Origin of the sequence: Fulvivirga sp. M361 (assembly GCF_007097395.1) — a bacterium.
Lineage (GTDB): Bacteria > Bacteroidota > Bacteroidia > Cytophagales > Cyclobacteriaceae > Fulvivirga.
Genome location: NZ_VKDC01000007.1, coordinates 72,364 through 91,580, shown reverse-complemented (window position 1 = coordinate 91,580; position 19,217 = coordinate 72,364). Strand labels below are relative to the sequence as shown.

Annotated in this window: 17 protein-coding genes; 12 read left to right on the top strand and 5 right to left on the bottom strand. The window is 41.4% G+C overall.

The window, feature by feature from the left end:
- Positions 1–16 precede the first annotated feature (16 nt).
- The gene (locus tag FNH22_RS09655) at positions 17–2,584 is read right to left on the bottom strand and encodes an adenosylcobalamin-dependent ribonucleoside-diphosphate reductase (RefSeq protein ID WP_143398161.1); all 2,568 of its coding nucleotides are present in this window, start codon (positions 2,582–2,584) and stop codon (positions 17–19) included.
- A 477-nt stretch (positions 2,585–3,061) separates the two neighbouring features.
- Positions 3,062–3,766 (bottom strand): Crp/Fnr family transcriptional regulator, encoded by a 705-nt coding sequence (locus FNH22_RS09650; protein ID WP_143398160.1) that lies wholly within the window; start codon positions 3,764–3,766, stop codon positions 3,062–3,064.
- Between the two features lie 441 nt (positions 3,767–4,207).
- Here FNH22_RS09650 and nadB point away from each other — a divergent pair, with 441 nt between their 5' ends.
- A complete protein-coding gene (gene nadB / locus FNH22_RS09645) occupies positions 4,208–5,758 on the top strand; it encodes an L-aspartate oxidase (protein ID WP_143398159.1) in 1,551 nt (516 codons plus the stop codon).
- 26 nt (positions 5,759–5,784) lie between these two features.
- Here the strand turns inward: nadB and FNH22_RS09640 are convergent, their stop codons facing one another.
- A complete protein-coding gene (locus tag FNH22_RS09640) occupies positions 5,785–6,564 on the bottom strand; it encodes a radical SAM protein (protein WP_143398158.1) in 780 nt (259 codons plus the stop codon).
- Between the two features lie 347 nt (positions 6,565–6,911).
- On the opposite strand from FNH22_RS09640, the gene mce reads away from it, so the two are divergent.
- The 6 genes from mce (at position 6,912) to FNH22_RS09610 (ending at position 12,250) form a co-directional block, all read left to right on the top strand.
- Positions 6,912–7,322: a methylmalonyl-CoA epimerase gene (gene mce / locus FNH22_RS09635; protein WP_143398157.1), complete on the top strand. Its 411-nt coding sequence runs from the start codon at positions 6,912–6,914 to the stop codon at positions 7,320–7,322.
- 2 nt (positions 7,323–7,324) lie between these two features.
- A complete protein-coding gene (locus FNH22_RS09630) occupies positions 7,325–8,884 on the top strand; it encodes an acyl-CoA carboxylase subunit beta (protein WP_185154153.1) in 1,560 nt (519 codons plus the stop codon).
- A gap of 5 nt (positions 8,885–8,889) precedes the next feature.
- Complete coding sequence (locus FNH22_RS09625) at positions 8,890–9,264, top strand: OadG family protein (RefSeq protein WP_143398156.1); 375 nt, start codon at positions 8,890–8,892, stop codon at positions 9,262–9,264.
- Positions 9,264–9,686, top strand: a complete 423-nt coding sequence (locus FNH22_RS09620) for a biotin/lipoyl-containing protein (protein WP_143398155.1) — start codon at positions 9,264–9,266, stop codon at positions 9,684–9,686. The genes FNH22_RS09625 and FNH22_RS09620 overlap by 1 nt, the downstream gene beginning before the upstream one ends.
- A 4-nt stretch (positions 9,687–9,690) precedes the next feature.
- A complete protein-coding gene (locus FNH22_RS09615; protein ID WP_143398154.1) occupies positions 9,691–10,845 on the top strand; it encodes a sodium ion-translocating decarboxylase subunit beta in 1,155 nt (384 codons plus the stop codon).
- 88 nt (positions 10,846–10,933) lie between these two features.
- Positions 10,934–12,250, top strand: a complete 1,317-nt coding sequence (locus tag FNH22_RS09610; protein ID WP_143398153.1) for an acetyl-CoA hydrolase/transferase family protein — start codon at positions 10,934–10,936, stop codon at positions 12,248–12,250.
- 44 nt (positions 12,251–12,294) lie between these two features.
- Here FNH22_RS09610 and FNH22_RS09605 read toward each other — a convergent pair whose 3' ends face one another.
- Both FNH22_RS09605 and FNH22_RS09600 read right to left on the bottom strand, forming a co-directional pair.
- Positions 12,295–13,560: a radical SAM protein gene (locus tag FNH22_RS09605; RefSeq protein ID WP_143398152.1), complete on the bottom strand. Its 1,266-nt coding sequence runs from the start codon at positions 13,558–13,560 to the stop codon at positions 12,295–12,297.
- Between the two features lie 183 nt (positions 13,561–13,743).
- A complete protein-coding gene (locus FNH22_RS09600; RefSeq protein ID WP_143398151.1) occupies positions 13,744–14,181 on the bottom strand; it encodes an Rrf2 family transcriptional regulator in 438 nt (145 codons plus the stop codon).
- A 214-nt stretch (positions 14,182–14,395) separates the two neighbouring features.
- On the opposite strand from FNH22_RS09600, the gene FNH22_RS09595 reads away from it, so the two are divergent.
- The 5 genes from FNH22_RS09595 to FNH22_RS09570 all read left to right on the top strand — a co-directional run bounded on the left by FNH22_RS09595 (position 14,396) and on the right by FNH22_RS09570 (position 19,185).
- Positions 14,396–14,668: a MoaD/ThiS family protein gene (locus tag FNH22_RS09595; protein WP_143398150.1), complete on the top strand. Its 273-nt coding sequence runs from the start codon at positions 14,396–14,398 to the stop codon at positions 14,666–14,668.
- A 42-nt stretch (positions 14,669–14,710) separates the two neighbouring features.
- Positions 14,711–15,805: a glycosyl hydrolase gene (locus FNH22_RS09590; protein ID WP_143398149.1), complete on the top strand. Its 1,095-nt coding sequence runs from the start codon at positions 14,711–14,713 to the stop codon at positions 15,803–15,805.
- A gap of 120 nt (positions 15,806–15,925) precedes the next feature.
- On the top strand, positions 15,926–17,056 hold the full coding sequence (locus tag FNH22_RS09585) for a Fic family protein (protein WP_143398148.1): 1,131 nt from the start codon (positions 15,926–15,928) through the stop codon (positions 17,054–17,056).
- Positions 17,057–17,393: 337 nt separating this feature from the next.
- A complete protein-coding gene (locus tag FNH22_RS09575; protein ID WP_143398146.1) occupies positions 17,394–18,341 on the top strand; it encodes a DUF3179 domain-containing protein in 948 nt (315 codons plus the stop codon).
- Positions 18,262–19,185, top strand: coding sequence for an SDR family NAD(P)-dependent oxidoreductase (locus FNH22_RS09570; RefSeq protein WP_370513176.1), 924 nt, complete (start codon positions 18,262–18,264; stop codon positions 19,183–19,185). Before FNH22_RS09575 ends, FNH22_RS09570 begins: the two co-directional genes overlap by 80 nt.
- Positions 19,186–19,217 lie beyond the last annotated feature (32 nt).

The window sequence follows — 19,217 nt, the reverse complement described above, 5'->3', positions numbered from 1 at the left end:
TCATACTATAAGCTTATTATCCGCACTTAGAGTGGGCGCAACTTTTACATTTTAAGCAGCCTTCTTCATATACCAACCCATCCGGGTCGCCACATTCCGGACAAGCGTGTCCTTTGAGTTGTGTCCCATTAGGGATGAACTTTTTTAATGCCCTTGAAACTCCTTTTTTCCATGTATTAATAGAATCGTCGTAAAGATTAAGGTCATCCACCAGTTCTACCACAAAATGTATGGGCATACCATGGCGCAATACACTGGAAATTAACTTGGCATAATTCCAAAACTCCTTGTCAAAGGACCGGGACAGCCCTTCAATGGTTACGCGATAACCGTCTTTATCGAGGTATTTGAAATCATACCTGCTTTTTCCTTGTTTATTTCTTTTTTTGGTTACCCAGCCATTCACTACCCAATGTGGAAGGAAAAAAGAATCTTCCGCTTTACCGGTAAATATTTCATAAGGTTTATTGTTCAAAAGGCCTACTACTGCTATCCATTTTTCATTATTGTTTTGAAAGCGGATTACTTCAGCTTTGAGTTTTTTGGGTCGTTTGGGAGCTTGTGTTTCTACGATTTCGTTGGCTACGGACGTCTCTTTCTTATCTGTGGATATTAGCACTCCCTCTCTTGAACCGTCACGGTATACAGTAATTCCTTTTAGCCCCATTTTCCAGGCTTCCATGTAAATGTTGGCCACTACATCCGGTTCTACTTCGTTGGGCAGGTTGATCGTAGAGCTGATGGAATGCGTAACATATTTCTGTATTATAGACTGCATCTTCACGCGTTGTTTCCAATCTATCTCCTGTGCTGTGGCCTGGTAATAGGGGCTTTTTTCCAGACTGGTATGGTTTGTGGCTTCCATCCATTCTTTTACTTTAGGGTGATATATGGTAAATTCTTCCCAGCTGTCACCCATATCATCTACGAAATCGACTTTCACATTTTTTTCGCTGGGATTAACCTTTCGCCTGCGTTTATAAGAAAGTAAAAAAACAGGTTCTATACCCGAGGAAGTCTGGGCGAGCATACTCAATGTGCCTGTGGGAGCTACAGTACTTAATGAGATGTTTCTTCTGCCATTTGCCATCATTCTTTCATATACTTCCGGCAACTCTTCCTTCATCATTTTTACAAAGTCTGAGGATTCTTCTATTTCCGTGTTAAAGTCTTCGAATTTCCCCCTTTCAATAGCCATATCAATAGAACTATCAAATTCTGCCCTGCATTTTTCCTTCATGATATTTTCAGCCATCTCAATAGCGTTGTCTGAATCAAATTTCAGTCCCAGCGCTGCCAGCGTATCTGCCAGTGCGGTAAAACCGAGCCCTGTTCTTCGTCCTTTTTTCCCAGTATCGCGAAGCAGTTGCCATGTTTCACGTTCAATACGTTTTATAGGGCCGGGTTCAGGATCACTGTGGATTTTCTCCAGGATGCGGTCTGCACATTCCAGTTCAAGATCTACCAGGTCATCCATGAGGCGCTGTGCCTCGTAGGATGCCTGATAGAACTGCTCAAACCTAAATCTTGCATTATCAGTAAATGGGTTCTCTACAAAGTTGTAGAGGTTCATAGCAATTAGCCTACAGCTGTCACCGCCTTGCATGGCGATCTCCGAGCAGGGATTGGTAGAGACATTTTGGAACTGCGGATAAACGGAGGACGTAGAATAATTATGTTGCCTGTCCCAAAATATAAGACCGGGTTCAGCTGTTTGGTGGGCACACTCAATGATAATTTCCCAAAGGTCACGGGCCTTTATAGATTTTGTGTATTTTGGATCTTTAGATGTTATGGGCCAACGGTGTTGGTATGTGGTATCATTGTTTACAGCTTCCATAAACTCATCGGATAGCCGGACAGATACATTGGCCCCGGTGACTTTGGTGAGTTGCTGTTTCATAGTGATAAATTGCTCTACGTCCGGGTGAGCTATATCCATGGTGATCATCAATGCTCCTCTTCTTCCATTTTGTGCTACCTCACGTGTGGTATTTGAAAAGCGCTCCATGAAAGAAACCGCCCCTGTGGTAGATCCGGCTGCGTTTGATACCACACACCCTTCAGGGCGTAAACTTGAAATATCAATACCTACTCCGCACCGTCGTTTGAATAGCTGAACCAATTGCTGATCGGTGTATAAAATACCTCCATAAGAATCCTGGATCTCCGGCATTACGACACAGTTGGACAGAGAGGCCAGTTTGTAATCATTGCCCAGGCCGGACATAACACTTCCCTGGGGTATCACATACTTGAAATCCTTGAATAATGTATAGATCGCCTCTTCATCCAGGTACTTTCTACTTTGACCATATGCCGATAACCGGGAAGCGCTTCCATTCAGGTGGGTGGTATTCAAATAGTGTTCTTCTATCTGGGAAAATTTCTTTGCCATTCTCCTGTGCATATCATCCGGTGTCAGTTCCAGGTATTCACCTTTATGATTTGTCAGTGCATACTTTTTCATCCAGGTAGTAGCGGCCAGCTCATCGCCTTTGAAATATTCCAGGCAGGCATTTAATGTTTCTTCATAAGAAAAGGTACTATCGACTTTTTTGATGTCCTCAATTAGGGCTTCCATAGATTTTATATATTGTAACTGGTAATGATTAATGTAGCTTTATACATTTAATAAGAAGGCCGATGCCCATTTCCTAACGCAATTCAGAACTGAACATCAGCCAACTGTTTCTCAAGAATAGGCAGAAAAAATAGCGGTGTTTGGAATAAGATCAACACCATCTCTAACCTTAACCACAATGCAATATAACCCATGAAACCAGAGCCAAACTATGATGTGCATCATACGCTGACGATAATCAGTAAAAGATAAAATTCAGTCAGGAATAAGTAAAAAAACAGCACATGAAAAGTGAGGAAAATACCAATGATTGATCAATATTCAGCAAGCAATGATCCGTGAGTAAAACCTAACCATAAAATGGCCGTTGGCCCTTACCCAGAACCCAGAACCCAGAACCCAGAACCCAGAACCCAGAACCCAGAACCCAGAACCCAGAACCCAGAACCCAGAACCCAGAACCCAGAACCCAGCAAATTAATAGTCTAGCTTAGCGATGCTAAACAGACGCTCCATGTCAATAATCTTGATTTTTTTTCGGTCAAATGCTATCACCTGATCTTTTTTGAGTTGAGAAAGTGTTCTTATGGCTGTTTCTATAGTAGTGGAGGCCAGCTCGCCAATTTCTCTCCGACTGAGGGTCACGGAAAGTGTGACATTATCTTCTTCCAGGCCGAACTTTGCTTTCAACAGTAATAAGGCTCTTGCCACACGCTCCTTGACCTGGCTTTGAGAGACCGTGATCAATGTATCTTCAATAGTGCGCAGGTTCCCAGCCATTAACTGGATGGTACTGAAAGCCAGTTTTTTGTTTTCGTTAAGCTTGCTTAAAAAAACACTTTTGGAAATGTGGCATACCTGGCAGTCTTCAATAGCCGTAGCCGTAGCATTGTAGGGAGAATCGCTGAGTAACGCCTTATAACCGAGTACTTCTCCTTTTCCTGCAAACCGTATAATTTGCTCACGGTTTTCACTCCCCCATTTGGTGAGCTTTACCTTGCCGCTGTAAATGCAATAAAGCCCGTGTGAATGATTTCCTTCGTAAAATATGTTTTGACCTTTCTTAAAAACATTACCTCTTTTTGAGGATGAAAAGTCTTCAAGGTCCGTACGATTCAAACATTGAAACAAATCATTGTTATTTGTGCAATGTGTACAGGGCGGAATTTCAATAACCTTCATGAATGGTAATTTAAGGCATACGTACAAAAGATAATCTGTGACCCAACCATGCTGATGGGAGTCCAAAATTGTTGAAGTAAAGAGTGCTTTTTCATGAGATTAATCACTATAATAACCCATATTTATCATATGTATTTGTGATCCGTCTCAAAGTGCTTTTAGTTCAGCCAAATTAACTTTACCTGACCCTTAAAGAAATAAGCCTATTAAATATGTCCGGATTGCTTCATGAAGAATTGATCTGATGTGGTACACTTGTATCCATAAGCAAACCTATTGAAATGAGTAAAAAGAAAATGATCCGCGTGCAAACAAATGTGAGGCAGCAGTTGACTGAGGTTGTTCATTCGAAAAGAGACCTTAAGAATAGAAATACTTCCTTATTATAAAAGGGTACACCCATCAAACCTATGTTACATTTATCATTTAATATGACGTTTCATGCCCACTACAGATTTTTTAGTGATCGGCTCAGGGATAGCCGGACTTAGCTTTGCCTTAAAAGTAGCAGGAGCCTGTCCGAATTGCAGTGTAACTGTGGTTACCAAGGCGAATGAAGGTGAAACAAATACCAAGTATGCGCAAGGTGGAATAGCTGTAGCCCTGGACCAGTATGATTCGGCAGAAAAGCACATCCAGGACACATTAAAAGCCGGAGACGGACTTTGTGATGAAGAGGTTGTCAATTTTGTTGTACGGGAAGGACCTCATCAGCTGGAAGAATTAATGCGGTTGGGAACTAGATTTGACAGGTCTGATACGGGTGAGTTAGACCTTGCCAAAGAAGGGGGGCATTCGATGAACCGTGTAGTGCACCATAAAGATATCACGGGTTTGGAAATCGAGAGAGCATTGCTCAAAAGAGTTGCGACTATGAAAAATATCAGGCTCTTATCCCATCATTTTGCCATTGATCTGATCACAGAACATCATCTTGAGCAAGAATATACTGACGAGCGTACTTGTTATGGTGCCTATATTTTAAACAGTCATACTAATCAGGTCTCAACATGTACTGCCAGGACTACACTATTGGCTTTAGGTGGAATAGGGCAGGTCTATGGACATACTACTAATCCTGTCATAGCCACCGGTGATGGTATAGCTATGGCCTACAGGGCCAGGGCAGAGATTATGGATATGGAGTTTATTCAATTTCATCCTACTGCTTTGTATCAGCCAGGTGTTTCCCCTGCCTTTTTAATATCCGAAGCGGTGAGAGGATTTGGAGCCATGCTGAAAACAAAGAATGAAGACAGGTTCATGTTCAGGTATGATGACCGGGGAGAATTGGCCTCCAGGGATATTGTAGCCCTGGCCATTGACAAAGAGCTAAAAAATTCCGGTGACGAGTGTGTCTATCTTGATTGCCGACATCTTGAAATGGATGCATTTCAATCCCATTTTCCGACCATTTTCCAAAAATGTAAGCTGTTGGGCTTAGACCCGGCTAAGGATATGATACCCGTTCTGCCGGCCGCACATTATTTATGTGGAGGTATCAAAGTGGACCATTTTGGAAGAACATCCGTAAAGCAATTGTATGCTTGTGGAGAAAATGCCCGTACTGGGCTTCATGGGGCTAATAGATTGGCTTCTAATTCATTACTTGAAGCATTGGTTTTTTCCGAGCGATGTTTTCTTAAGGCTATGGAAGATAGTAGCTCTCCTATGGATTTTAGGGATGTTCCCGAATGGGATGCCAGAGGTACTATAACACCAAAAGAACATATACTGATCGCACATAACAGAAGAGAACTGCAGGCTATTATGCGTGATTATGTAGGTATTGTACGTTCAGACGAACGATTAAAACGAGCATCAAGCAGATTAGGTTTACTTTACAAGGAAACGGAACATTTGTACAAATCGTCAACACTGTCACCTCAGCTTTGCGAGTTGAGAAATCTCATTACAACAGGATACCTTATTGTATCACAGTCACTCAAGAGAAGGGTGAATAGAGGAGGATATTATAATGTGGACGTGTAACGGGGTTGAATTGGACCAATAGCTTTTCAGCCAGTAACAGAAGTGGCCAGTCCCAATGTTCTGACTTTGTCTGCAATGGCCAGTAGTTCTTCTTCCGAAACTTTGGTTAAGGAACTCAATGCCGTATCACGGTCAATAGAATATAACATTACCTCTTTAGGTTTTATCACAGCGAGTTTTTCTATCCACTGCCGCACCTCTTCAGGGGTTGTATTATCCACTAATCTTCCATTTATCTCACCTTTTATAAACATGGATTGGATACAAAAATCCCCGTTAAATGCTTCTTGTAAGTCATGGCACAGTTCATCCAGGGAAATTTCACCTATAGGTTTATTGATAAGCTGGAAGTATTCATCTGAGCCGACATCCAGTTTGAGTATTCTGCTGTCTACTTTTTTCAACCCTCTCATTACGGAGGCTTTTTTTAAGGTGGTGGCATTAGACAGTACGGCTATTTTAGCCTTTGGTACCCATTCATCTCTTAATGCGACCACATCATCTACGATCTCTTCAAAATGTGGATGTAAAGTGGGTTCTCCGTTTCCAGCGAAGGTAATGTAGTCTAAAGTACGTCCACATTTGACCAGGCGGGTCAGGATCTTTTCAAGTACTATTTTCAACGTTTTCTGATTGACAAATTTGTCTTTATCAGCATGATTGTTGCTCCAGCCACACTCACAATAGATGCAATCCAGGTTACATATCTTGGCCGTGGTAGATAACAAGTTCAATCCGAGAGAATCTCCAAGACGACGGCTCTTGATAGGTCCGAAGACCACACTGTCAAAAAGGAAGGTAGGCATAGACAGGACGGTTTAAAAAGTAACGATACTCTGATCTAATATCCGGACCGAAGTATAATGTTCAGCGAAGTTAATAAGATGGTACTTTGTTGGTTATGATGAATGTCATACCGTTTTATGCTGATTAAAACGGTTGCATAAGGGAATCAATGAGCAGGGGCCTTGAAACCTTATTTTTGGGTCACTTTCCATCTATCTATATCATATTATGAGCTAACATTTATCATGTTTTTAGTTCATTCACGGTTGTTCTTTTGCGTCCTCAGCATAATATAAAACTTTAAAGGACGCATGCAGGCGTCATCAGACCATCAATAAATATAAAAGATCACTAAAAGTTAATCATTATGATCCCTACACACATAGAACACCTCGGCATTGCAGTCAATAATCTTGACGAGGCGATCAATTACTACGAGGATGTACTGGGCCTCAAGTGTTATAGCATTGAAGAAGTGCAAGATCAAAAGGTTCGAACGGCTTTTTTCAAGGTAGGAGAAACAAAAATTGAACTACTTGAATCTACTACGCCGGATGGTCCGATAGGGAAGTTCATTGAAAAAAGAGGTCAGGGCATACATCATATTGCTTTTGCTGTTAATGACATCAACACGTCGCTCAAAACGGTTAAAGAAAAAGGTGTCCGGCTCATCGATGAAGAACCCAGACCGGGCGCTGAATCACTCGATATTGCCTTCTTACACCCAAAATCCACCTTTGGAGTACTAACAGAGTTTTGTTCAAAAAAAGCGAATTAATCATGTCGCATAGAGATAAGATAAAAGAACTTATTGATAAAAGGGCCGAAGCTAAGTTGGGTGGCGGGCAAAAAAGAATTGATAGTCAACATGCTAAAGGAAAGCTCACGGCTCGTGAACGTATTGCCTTATTGTTGGATGATGGTAGTTTCGAGGAATATGATATGTTCGTTACACACCATACCACTGACTTTGGGTTGGATAAACAAAAATATTTATCTGATGGTGTAATTACAGGGCATGGTACTATCGATGGCCGCCTGGTGTATGTGTTTTTTCAGGATTTTACAGTATTTGGCGGGTCACTTTCGGAAGCATATGCCGCTAAAATATGTAAGATCATGGATCAGGCGTTAAAAGTAGGAGCGCCTGTAATTGGTATAAATGATAGTGGTGGAGCGCGTATACAGGAAGGGGTTAAAAGTTTGGCCGGATACGCTGAAATATTCCAACGTAATATTATGGCTTCGGGCGTCATACCACAGATATCAGCAATATTAGGTCCTTGTGCCGGCGGGGCGGTCTATTCACCTGCATTGACAGACTTCATATTAATGGCTGATAAGACCAGTTATATGTTTGTCACCGGCCCAAAAGTTTCTAAAACGGTTACCGGGGAAGACATCACTGAAGAAGAGCTGGGTGGGGCCAAAGTGCATGCTACAAAATCCGGTGTAGCCCATTTTGTAGCCCAAAATGAGGAGGAGTCTACTTTACTTATCAGAAAGCTGATGAGCTACCTTCCTCAAAATAACCTGGAAGACCCACCTATTACTCCTTGCACGGACCCGATTGACAGAATAGATGATGCACTTAATGAAATAATACCTGAGAGCCCTAATCTGCCCTATGATGTTAAGGACATTATCTACACAATAGTGGATGATCACGAATTTCTGGAAATACATCGCCAGTATGCCAGAAATATAGTAGTAGGTTTCGCCAAATTCAATGGTATGCCTGTAGGTATCGTCGCCAACCAACCCAGTTTCCTGGCAGGGGTACTGGATATTGACGCATCTCGAAAAGCGGCCAGGTTTGTACGTTTTTGTGATTCTTTTAACTTACCCATTATCACATTAGTAGATGTGCCTGGTTTTCTTCCCGGCAGTGCGCAGGAGTACGGGGGTATTATACTTCATGGTGCTAAATTATTGTTTGCTTATGGGGAGGCTACTGTCCCTAAGATCACCATTATTTTACGTAAAGCTTATGGCGGTGCTTATGACGTAATGAGTTCAAAGCACTTGCGTGGTGATGTGAACTATTCCTGGCCTATGGGTGAAATAGCCGTAATGGGACCTAAGGGGGCCATAGAGGTATTGCACTTCAAAGAATTGCGGGCTATAGCAGATGATGAAGAGAGAGAAAAATTCATCACAGAGAAGGAAGAAGAATACCGTACCAAATTTGCCAACCCGTATGAGGCGGCACAATACGGTTATATCGACGATGTGATAGAGCCACGAAATACCCGGTTCAGAATTATCAAGGCGCTGAAGACACTGGCCACTAAGAAAGACTACAATCCACCTAAGAAACATTCAAACATTCCACTTTAGACGATATGGATATAGTATTCGATACGTCGCTGGTCCATGAAAGCACTATTATGGTTGCAGTGATAGGTTATGTAACAGTTTTCACCTCTTTGGTACTGCTTTTTATGGTTTTTCGCTCATTGCCTAAGCTGATCGCCGTGCTAAGTAAGATGAGGACCAAGACCAAGGAAACGTTGGCAAACAATGGAAACTGGCAAAAGAAGCAATCTGAAGTGACCGACATTTCAGGAGAAGTAAATGCGGCGATCAGTGCTGCTATACACCATTATCTTAACGAAATACACGACGATGAGGATATGGTACTCACTCTGCAAAAAATGTCCAGGACATATTCACCCTGGAGCTCAAAAATATATTCGGTAATAAATTTTAGACGATAATGGCTAAAAATTACAAGTTCACTATAAATGGCAACGAATACACGGTTGATATTCAATCATTCGAGGGTAACCTCGTAGAGCTGGAAGTAAATGGGACACCTTATACCGTGGCCCTGGCGGAGGATGTTAAAACTCCCAAAACCCCAAAACTGGTACGTGCAAAAACACCTAAAACAAATACGGTCAAACCATTGACCTCTTCTGCCGGGTTGAGTAAAATCACTGCACCCTTGCCCGGTGTAGTCATAGAAGTCAAAGTGAAAGAAGGAGATACTGTGAAAACAGATGAGACCTTACTCACGATGGAGGCTATGAAAATGGAAAACAATGTATTGGCAGAAAAAGATGGTATTGTAAAATCAATTAAAGTGAACCCGGGGGATAACATACTTCAGGGCGACCTGCTCATAGAAATAGAATAGTACTATGGAAGGTATTCATAAATTCTTCGAATATTCTGGCTTTACCAACTACACCTGGGGTCACCTGATTATGATAGGGGTAGGCCTGTTTTTTATATTTCTTGCCGTTAAATACAAATATGAGCCTTTACTTTTGGTACCTATCGGTTTTGGTATCCTGATTGGTAATGTCCCCTTTCTGGAAAACGCAGGTCTTAACCTGGGTATTTATGAAGAAGGCAGTGTCATTAATTACCTGTACCAGGGAGTACTGAAAGGGATTTACCCTCCGTTGATCTTCCTGGGAATAGGTGCAATGACTGATTTTTCTACCCTGATCTCGAACCCAAAACTTATGTTGCTGGGGGCGGCGGCTCAGATAGGTATATTTTTGACCTTTGTGGGTGCTGTAGTCTTAAACTTTAATGAGGCAGAAGCCGGAGCCATTGGTATTATAGGTGGTGCAGATGGTCCAACGGCCATTTTTCTTAGCTCAAAACTGGCGAATGGACTGAATGGAACTCAGAACCTTATCGGCCCTATAGCCATAGCTGCTTATTCTTATATGGCACTGGTTCCCGTGATACAACCGCCTATTATGAGATTGCTGACCTCTAAAAAAGAGAGATTGATCAGAATGAAACCACCAAGGGCCGTTTCAAAAACAGAGAAGATAATGTTTCCTATACTGGGATTACTGCTTACCGGATTTATAGCCCCAGGCTCTTTGCCTTTACTTGGGATGCTTTTCTTTGGCAATCTCCTGAAGGAATCAATGGTAACGAAAAGGCTGGCGGAAACCGCCAGAAATTCTTTGATCGACATTGTAACAATACTCCTTGGGGTAACGGTTGGAGCCTCAACACAGGCTAATGTATTCCTTACACCTCAGTCTATATTTATTTTTGTCTTAGGTGCGGTGTCCTTTATTATCGCCACTGCAGGAGGATTACTATTTGCCAAATTTATGAATCTGTTTCTCTCTAAGGATAACAAGATCAATCCTTTGATTGGGGCAGCGGGAGTGTCAGCTGTACCGGATAGTGCCAGAGTGGTACAACATGAAGGTTTAAAGGCAGACCCTTCTAACCATTTACTGATGCATGCCATGGCGCCTAATGTAGCCGGAGTAATTGGCTCGGCAGTGGCAGCGGGTATTTTAATGAGCTTTTTACTTTGATAATGCTAAAGGCTCGATTAAGATTTGAATGAAAGACAAGACTTGAAGTTATTACTAATCATTGAATGAAAATACAAATAGAAAGATCATGATAACCAAACCACAAGAGGCAGATCTGCTTAAGAACGAGATTAAAATAGTATCACCGGAAGAGGCAGCATCCTGTGTTAAATCGGGTGACAGGGTATTTATTCAGGGGGCTGCTATGACCCCGGAGCGTTTATCCGAGGCTATGACTGCAAGGGCGGATGAATTGGAAAATGTAGAGCTTATACAAATCCATACGGATGGAAAAGCACCCTACGCCAGCGAGGAATACAAAAAAAGTTTCAGAACCAATTCACTTTTTGTTGGCCCTAACCTAAGAAAGCCGGTAGCAAATGGTAACGCCAGTTATGTGCCTATCTTTCTAAGTGAAATTCACTTACTTTTCAGACGCAATATTTTGCCTCTTGATGTAGCGTTCATCCACGTATCACCTCCGGATGAGCACGGGTTTTGCTCATTGGGTGTGTCTGTCGATATTACATTACCTGCAATTCAAACGGCCAAAGTGGTGATTGCTCAGGTGAACCCACAGGTGCCACGTACACACGGTGACGGAATTATTCATGCAAGTTGTATCGATTGTGCTATTATGGTAGATGAGCCCATATTCTCGGCTCATGCACGCCCTCTTACTGCAGAAGATCATAAAATAGGAAGCTATATAGCCGGGTTGGTAGAAGACGGAGCAACTCTCCAAATGGGTATTGGGGCTATTCCTGATGCAGTGCTTGGTGAACTGGGCAATCATAAAAGACTTGGAATACATACGGAAATGTTTTCTGATGGCTTGATCCCCTTAGTAGAAAAAGGAATAGTAACCGGTGAAGACAAAGTGGTGAAGCCCAATAAAATAGTATCGGCCTTTGTGGTAGGCTCACAAAAAGTATACGACTTTGTACATAATAACCCAATGGTAGATATGAAAGAAGCTGCGTATACCAATGATACAGCCATTATACGTCGAAATCCAAAAGTGACCGCTATTAATAGTGCCATAGAAGTGGATCTTACCGGCCAGGTTTGTGCAGATTCCGTAGGTACGCGACAGTTTTCAGGAGTAGGTGGACAGATGGATTTTATTCGGGGCGCTTCACTTTCAGAAGGTGGTAAACCCATTATTGCGTTGCATTCTGTCACTAACAAAGGTATATCAAAGATAGTACCTCATTTAAAAGAAGGTGCCAGCGTAACCACTACCAGGGCCCACGTACACTATATCGTTACGGAGTATGGTGTGGCTAACCTTTTTGGAAAGAACCTGAGAGAGCGTGCCAAAGCCTTGATTGAGATATCTCACCCTGATCAACGAGAGTTATTGGAAAAGGCGGCTTTTGAACGCTTTGGAGGTTTATTGTAGATAAACCTGCTTCTTTGACTGACTATATGGCGGATATAACCTGATCAGTTTAAAATAGGGTCAATAGGTTTCTCCTGCGTTTTTTGGATACGAGGTTCAAGGAATGAACCATAGATTCTACATTCGTCCAATCTACAGGAGTTTACCATTTTACCCTCGTGTAGGCACATATCAGGGCAGTCATCGCACATATCAATTTTGCCATCCGGTAAGATATCAGGTGCCTGTATTATGCCAATGCCTAATACATTCAAAGGTTTAAAGAATCTTATAGGGTTCTTTAAACCTTGTTTGATAATATTCAAAAAGGCTTTTCTTAAAAACTTGTCGAATGGTGACAACAATAATATGGCCTTTCCCACTTTGCGGTTTGGGTAGACCAGATATGAGCCGTTGAAGAAATGATGGAACGTTTGTATTAACTCCATGGCCTTTTTCCCATATCCACCATATATCCGACCACGCTTATCCACAATCATATTTCCGATGAGCCATTTGAAAGAGGTGTGATCTTCGGTGCCTCCGAGATAGCTGGTAGCCTCATACCCGGGAAAGTGTGATTTGATCAAAGAATACAGGTCTTTTGAGGTGATTGCTGGTGTTTCATTTGAGCTGTTATTTTCCGAAGTATACCCCAGGCTGTCAGCTCCTACATTTACTTCTTTTCCGTTAGCAAAATAGGTTATTCCTTTGGTGGGCATCATCCGGTGAGTGATCAAAGATATACCACTGACCAGGTTAGAGTTGTTGATGGCCCATTGGATAAATTCGGGAACCTCGTTGTAATTCTCAGCGTGGACGGTAATCCCAAAACTCGCATTGACCTTGGCTTTGCAGGCCATTTTTGCATAGTGGAGTCTCAGGTCACTCAAATTCATTTCACTCTCAATTTTTTTCTTTTTGAATTCCGGGCGTATTTGTGTGGTATCAATATGAAAACTAAAGCCTGTAAGCCCTGCCTTTTTTAATTGAGAGATCATACTGTCATTAAGAGCATAACCATTGGTCAGGATCACACATTTCATCTTCAGAAATTTGATGAAACCTACAATATCAATAATATCGGGATGTAAGATGGGCTCGCCACCTGCAAGAGAGATGTTATCACAGTTTCTCCACTTTTTCATGAAGTAAATCTCGGATTTGATCTGTTCGAGGCTTTTGTGGCCGTCACCCATTATTAATCGATAACAACCTTCACACTTGATGTTACATATGTCAGTGACTTCTACCCACCCTATGGGATTGTCATTGGCAGACCAGGGCAGTCGGTATAAATGGTTCTTTTTCAGTGAGGGAATAGCGCTCATTATGGTGGTATTTCTGGCTTTTTCAATTTATTTTAGATATTTAGACCTAAATATCTAAAATAAAGAACCGAAAATCAAACGTATCTTTCTTGTCTGTCAGTAACAATGGTTTAAATTGCTGTTAAACAATCGGTTAAGTGTATTTTATTCTTAGAAAGCCAGATTGGCGTTCTGATCCACTGCTCATTCACTAAAGCTAACGATGGCGTCTCCGTTTTTTACGTCTATACAGAGTTGGTAAATAGTCTTTTCACTCAATAAGTTTTTTATTTTTTCTTTGACGAGCTGGTAATCGAAATGTATGGGACAAGGATACTCATCTGAGCATTCCTTAAGTCCGATACCACATCGGTCAAACAGATCCGACCCATCTACTATTTCCACTATTTTTAATAAATACATGTTGTTTGGGTCATCGACTAATGAAAACCCTCCCTTAGGGCCTTTGGCAGAATCCAGGACTTTATGTTTGACCAATTCCTGTAGAACTTTACTCAAAAAGTGAAGGGGGATTTTTTGAGCTTCGGCTATATCTTTTAACCCTACGGGCCGGTTTTTTTGGGCGTTTAAACATATGTATAAAATAGCCTGTAAGGCATATTCACAAGACTTGGAAAACATATAATGTAATTACTTGTGGGATTTAAAAGTTTTTCAAAGCGGGTAAAACTAAAGAATTATAGCCATTTGCGAATTTGTTTGTTTAGGGATACTATAATTTCATGATAGCCTTCCGGTAAAAATCTCAAGTATTATTAGATCATATATTGTTCAACCTCTTTGCATTTATGACGTATATGTACCATATTCGATGTTCTGCCATTGGTTGTGTCATATGCCTAACGTTAAATTTACACCTAACCTCAAGCGTTTTTATCCTGATTTAGATACAGGTCAGTTTAATGGGGAAAATGTGGCAGAATTACTCGATAATATCAATCAGAAGTATTCAGGTATCAAAGATTACATCGTCGATGAGCAGGGTGAGTTAAGGAAACATGTTAATATTTTCATTGGTAATGAAATGGTTAAGGACAAGATAAAACTTACCGACCATTTGAGTGATGATGACGAAGTGTACATCTTACAGGCCTTATCAGGAGGCTAAAAGAGCGTAAGAAATTTAGAATTGCATCATAACATCATTACTATGAAATCAAGAAAACTACTCTTAGGCACGCGTAAAGGATTAGTTGTTTACAAGGAAAGTTCGGGCGGATGGAAATTTGATCTCCTGGCTTTTCGGGGGCTTCCTGTTTCCCTTACTATGGTGGATGACAGAAATAATATCTGGTGGGCTTGCCTTGACCACGGACACTGGGGATGTAAACTGCATAAATCCATGGACGAGGGAAAAACATGGTTAGAGCTGACAACTCCTAAATTTCCGGAAGGAGAGGAGGTAAAAGATGGTGTGCCTGCGGCGGTTAAATATCTATGGGCTTTGTCGCATGGAGGAGTAGATAATGCCGGTAAGATATGGTTGGGTACTGAACCGGGAGGGCTATTTGAAAGTACTGACGATGGTGCTTCTTTTAAGCTCAACCGTGGTCTTTGGGATCAACCTTCACGTAAAGATCAATGGTTTGGAGGAGGTAGAGATTATGCCGGAATACATTCCATATTGGTTGATCCACGTAATAGCGACCATATTTATGTGGGGATAAGTGCAGCAGGTGTTTTTGAAACTGTGGATGGTGGTAAGAACTGGGAAGTAAGAAATAAAGGACTGAAAGCAGATTTTTTACCTGATCCGGATGCTGAAGTGGGTCAAGACCCGCACTTACTGGTTTCTTGCGCCAGTAACCCGGACGTGTTATGGCAGCAGAACCATTGTGGTATTTTCCGATCTATAGATGGGGCTAAAACCTGGGAAGAGGTGAGCGAAAAAGAGGGCCCTGCGAAGTTTGGTTTTGCCGTGGCAGTAGATGATAATAATGCGGATGTAGCATGGGTAGTGCCAGCGGTTAAAGATGAAATGCGGGTGCCGGTGGATAATGCACTTTGTGTATGTCGTACCGATGATGGTGGAAAAACGTGGAAAGACCTTAGGGAAGGCCTTCCTCAAGAGCATTGTTTCGATATCATTTATAGACATGCCATGGTGCATGATAATGAAACGGTTGCTTTTGGTACTACTACCGGTAACGTTTACTTATCGCATAATCGTGGTGATAATTGGGAAGTTTTAAGTCATCATTTAGCTGCTGTTTATAGTGTGGAGTTTACGCAAGGTAGTATTTAGGTCTTTTGAGGTCTATTATGATTGCAAACATTAATTTGATTAAATTTTAATGTTTACTTGGTCTTTTTGGTTATTTTTAATGTCTAAAACAGATTCAAACATTAAAACAAACTCTTTTTAATGTCTAATATCTATTACCCCATTAATCCTGACCGCAACGCTCCCTGGAACAATTTACCTGAGTTACCCCTCTCTCCGGCGTTATACCAAACTGTTGAAGTTTATGAACAGCTTGGCAAGGCAAAAGAAGCACTTGGAAAATTATACGGCAGAAGCATTGCTATCCCCGATCAAAGTGTACTCATCAATTCTATCAGTTTACAGGAGGCTAAGGCCTCCAGTGAGATCGAAAACATTTTCACAACAGATGATGAGCTTTATAAAGCTTTTAGTGAACAACATGATGAGCCATCTGAAGGGGCCGTAAAAGAGGTGCTCCGTTATCGTGAGGCGCTTTGGCGTGGTTATGAATACCTTAATCAAAATGCGGAATTTGATTTGGCTTATTTCATAGAAATGTGCCATGTAGTGAAACAAACTAATGAAGGCTTTCGACCGCATTTTGCACAGACTTATATACGTCAGGGAGGTAGCGGACCAAATGCCGGCACACCTATTTATACTCCCCCACGCGGTAAAGGTATCATAGAGGAGAAGTTGCAAAACCTGCTGGCTTTCATGAATAATGATGAGCAATATCCGTTAGACCCCTTGCTGAAAATGGCAATAGGACATTTTCAGTTTGAAGCTATCCATCCTTTTAGGGATGGTAATGGTCGTACCGGCAGGATATTTAATATTCATTTTTTAAATAAAAAAGGGTTGTTGGATTATCCCATCCTTTTCTTAAGTCGCTATATTATCCAGCATAAAAATGAATATTATAGTGCGTTAGCGCGTGTATCACAGCAGGGAGATTGGCAAAACTGGATTTTATATATGCTTAAAGCTGTTGAAATGACTTCTTACCTTACCTTCGAAAAGATCAACAGGATCGTTGCGGCCAAAGAAGACATACAGCAGGTAGTTGAAGCAGAAACAGATATCAGGAGGCCTGATCAACTCCTGAACCTTATTTTCTCACAGCCTTATACGAAAGTAAAGCATCTTACAGATGAGAAGCTGTATGCCGAGAATACCGCACGTAACTACCTCAACGTACTTTCCGATCTGGGTGTGTTAGAGAAGAAATCTATTCAGGGCCATCATTATTATATTAACCTGGAGTTGAACAGTATTCTGGCAGACTGAGTGCGGAAAGTGTTTATTTAGCGCCAAGTATTCTGAAGGGCAGCATAAATATGGCTTCAATAAGTTTAAAAACCCCACCAACAGCAATACCTAAAAGGCGGAAGGGTATTGATATGAGCCAGATAACAGGAAAAAGAAACAACAATAACAGTGCTATGGGCCAGCAGAGGACCAATAAAATGCACCATAAAATAAGGCTGGTTAGAAATCTCATAAGTTTGTTTTTGACCTCATTAATTCAACGGGAAAATTAAGAAAAAGATATCTTTTGTTTTCTGTCTGACACTACTTTGAATCACTTCATTCGTTAAGAGCATAACACTTTTAACCTATCCTGATGTATAGCGTTACACGCAAACCAATTTTAGCTCGTCTGTCAGCGTTGGTTTTGGGTATTTTTATTTACACTAATACACTTTCACAAAAACAACTGCAAAAAAACGGATTTAATTTGTCTGATCTCACCATTTCCTTCAGTGAGATCAAACAAGGTGGCCCTCCTAAAGATGGCATTCCGGCCATCAATCACCCCAGGTTTGAAAGTGCTTCCAATGCTACTTTTATCAAGCCAAATGATTTAATCATAGGGGTAGAAATAAATGGTATAGCAAAAGCATATCCTATAAAAATACTGAATTGGCATGAGATTGTGAATGATGAGATCTCCACCAGACCTGTAGTAATAACTTACTGTGCGTTATGCAGAAGTGGCTTGGTATTTAATGCTTGTGTGAAGGGAAGAGCTTATACCTTCGGTGTTTCAGGGTTGTTGTATAATAGTGATGTGCTACTTTATGACCGTGAAACACAATCACTTTGGTCGCAGCTTATAGGGGCGTCTGTAGCAGGAACGAATTCAGGCAAAGCCTTAGAAGTTATCACCTCACAAATGGTGACCTGGGCCGAATGGAAAGAACAATACCCTAAGACTTTAGTGCTATCCACTGAAACCGGTTACGTAAGAAATTATGATCACTCACCTTATTCAGCCTATGGATTAACAGATCAATTGATGTTTCCGGTGGAGCATGAAAATCACGTTTTATTGAATAAACAACTGGTGGTAGGTATTGAGCTGGACGGTGAATATATAGCTTTCCCTTTTTCTCGTTTACGTAAGAAGAACGCTGATAAGGTGTATAAGGGACTCACGGTACAATTCGATAAGAAGAGGCAAACTGTAGTAGTCTTTAATCAAGTGGGGGATGTCTACCCAAGTGTTACGCTCTATTGGTTTGCCTGGTATGCCATTCATCCTGATACTAAAATTTTTCCTGCTAAATGATGTCTGTCGTAGCGATCGGCTACTAATACTTCATCCCTCTACCATTGGCCTGGTGAATTTATTATATTCAGGCAACGATAAAGAGATGACCATAGATTTAAGTAATAAAGTAGTACTGGTGACCGGTGGCAGTCGTGGAATAGGGGCTGCCATAGCACGATCAATAAGTGAGTGTGGCGGAATCGTAGCTGTACATGCCAATGCCAATTTGGATTCAGCCAGAGCATTGAGCACTGAAATTGGTAAGAATTCACAGGCCTTTCAAGCAGACCTCGGCATAATGAAAGAGGTAGAGCAACTCTATCAACAAGTGTTAAAAGAGTATGGTCGAATCGATGTCCTGGTCAATAATGCAGGTATTGCGATAAGTGCACCTATTGAGGAAGAAAATACAGATTGGCTTGAAAACTGGAATAAAACCATGACAGTGAATCTGACTGCTACGGCTTTGCTATGTAAAATGGCCATATCTGATTTTATACAGAGGGAACATGGCATCATCATTAACATAAGCTCACGTGCGGCATTTCGTGGTGACCAATCAGAGTACCTGGCATATGCTGCTTCCAAAGGTGGAATGACCGCACTTACAAAATCAATCGCCAGGGCCTATGGTAAGCAAAACATAACGGCCTTTGGTGTAGCGCCGGGTTTTACGCGCACGGATATGGCCCAGGATTTTATTGACACCTATGGAGAAGGGTATGTACTAAATGATCTCTCCTTAAATGAACTGACGGAACCTAAAGACATTGCTCAAACGGTTGTCTTTTTAGCCAGTGGATTAGCAAAACATGCCACGGGAACCACGATTGATATCAATGCCGGAAGTTATGTGAGATAAGAACTTACAGGTGAGTAACCAAATTGCTTTCT

Bases quoted from the DNA above. Each gene is read 5' to 3' on its own strand.
- FNH22_RS09640 (WP_143398158.1), bottom strand. From the start codon at position 6,564: ATGCCTACCTTCCTTTTTGACAGTGTGGTCTTCGGACCTATCAAGAGC.
- FNH22_RS09590 (WP_143398149.1), top strand. From the start codon at position 14,711: ATGAAATCAAGAAAACTACTCTTAGGCACGCGTAAAGGATTAGTTGTT.
- FNH22_RS09585 (WP_143398148.1), top strand. From the start codon at position 15,926: ATGTCTAATATCTATTACCCCATTAATCCTGACCGCAACGCTCCCTGG.
- FNH22_RS09570 (WP_370513176.1), top strand. From the start codon at position 18,262: ATGTCTACCCAAGTGTTACGCTCTATTGGTTTGCCTGGTATGCCATTC.
- FNH22_RS09600 (WP_143398151.1), bottom strand. From the start codon at position 14,181: ATGTTTTCCAAGTCTTGTGAATATGCCTTACAGGCTATTTTATACATA.
- FNH22_RS09630 (WP_185154153.1), top strand. From the start codon at position 7,325: ATGTCGCATAGAGATAAGATAAAAGAACTTATTGATAAAAGGGCCGAA.
- FNH22_RS09655 (WP_143398161.1), bottom strand. From the start codon at position 2,584: ATGGAAGCCCTAATTGAGGACATCAAAAAAGTCGATAGTACCTTTTCT.
- FNH22_RS09615 (WP_143398154.1), top strand. From the start codon at position 9,691: ATGGAAGGTATTCATAAATTCTTCGAATATTCTGGCTTTACCAACTAC.
- FNH22_RS09595 (WP_143398150.1), top strand. From the start codon at position 14,396: ATGCCTAACGTTAAATTTACACCTAACCTCAAGCGTTTTTATCCTGAT.
- FNH22_RS09620 (WP_143398155.1), top strand. From the start codon at position 9,264: ATGGCTAAAAATTACAAGTTCACTATAAATGGCAACGAATACACGGTT.
- FNH22_RS09575 (WP_143398146.1), top strand. From the start codon at position 17,394: ATGTATAGCGTTACACGCAAACCAATTTTAGCTCGTCTGTCAGCGTTG.
- nadB (WP_143398159.1), top strand. From the start codon at position 4,208: ATGCCCACTACAGATTTTTTAGTGATCGGCTCAGGGATAGCCGGACTT.
- mce (WP_143398157.1), top strand. From the start codon at position 6,912: ATGATCCCTACACACATAGAACACCTCGGCATTGCAGTCAATAATCTT.
- FNH22_RS09650 (WP_143398160.1), bottom strand. From the start codon at position 3,766: ATGAAGGTTATTGAAATTCCGCCCTGTACACATTGCACAAATAACAAT.
- FNH22_RS09605 (WP_143398152.1), bottom strand. From the start codon at position 13,560: ATGAGCGCTATTCCCTCACTGAAAAAGAACCATTTATACCGACTGCCC.
- FNH22_RS09610 (WP_143398153.1), top strand. From the start codon at position 10,934: ATGATAACCAAACCACAAGAGGCAGATCTGCTTAAGAACGAGATTAAA.
- FNH22_RS09625 (WP_143398156.1), top strand. From the start codon at position 8,890: ATGGATATAGTATTCGATACGTCGCTGGTCCATGAAAGCACTATTATG.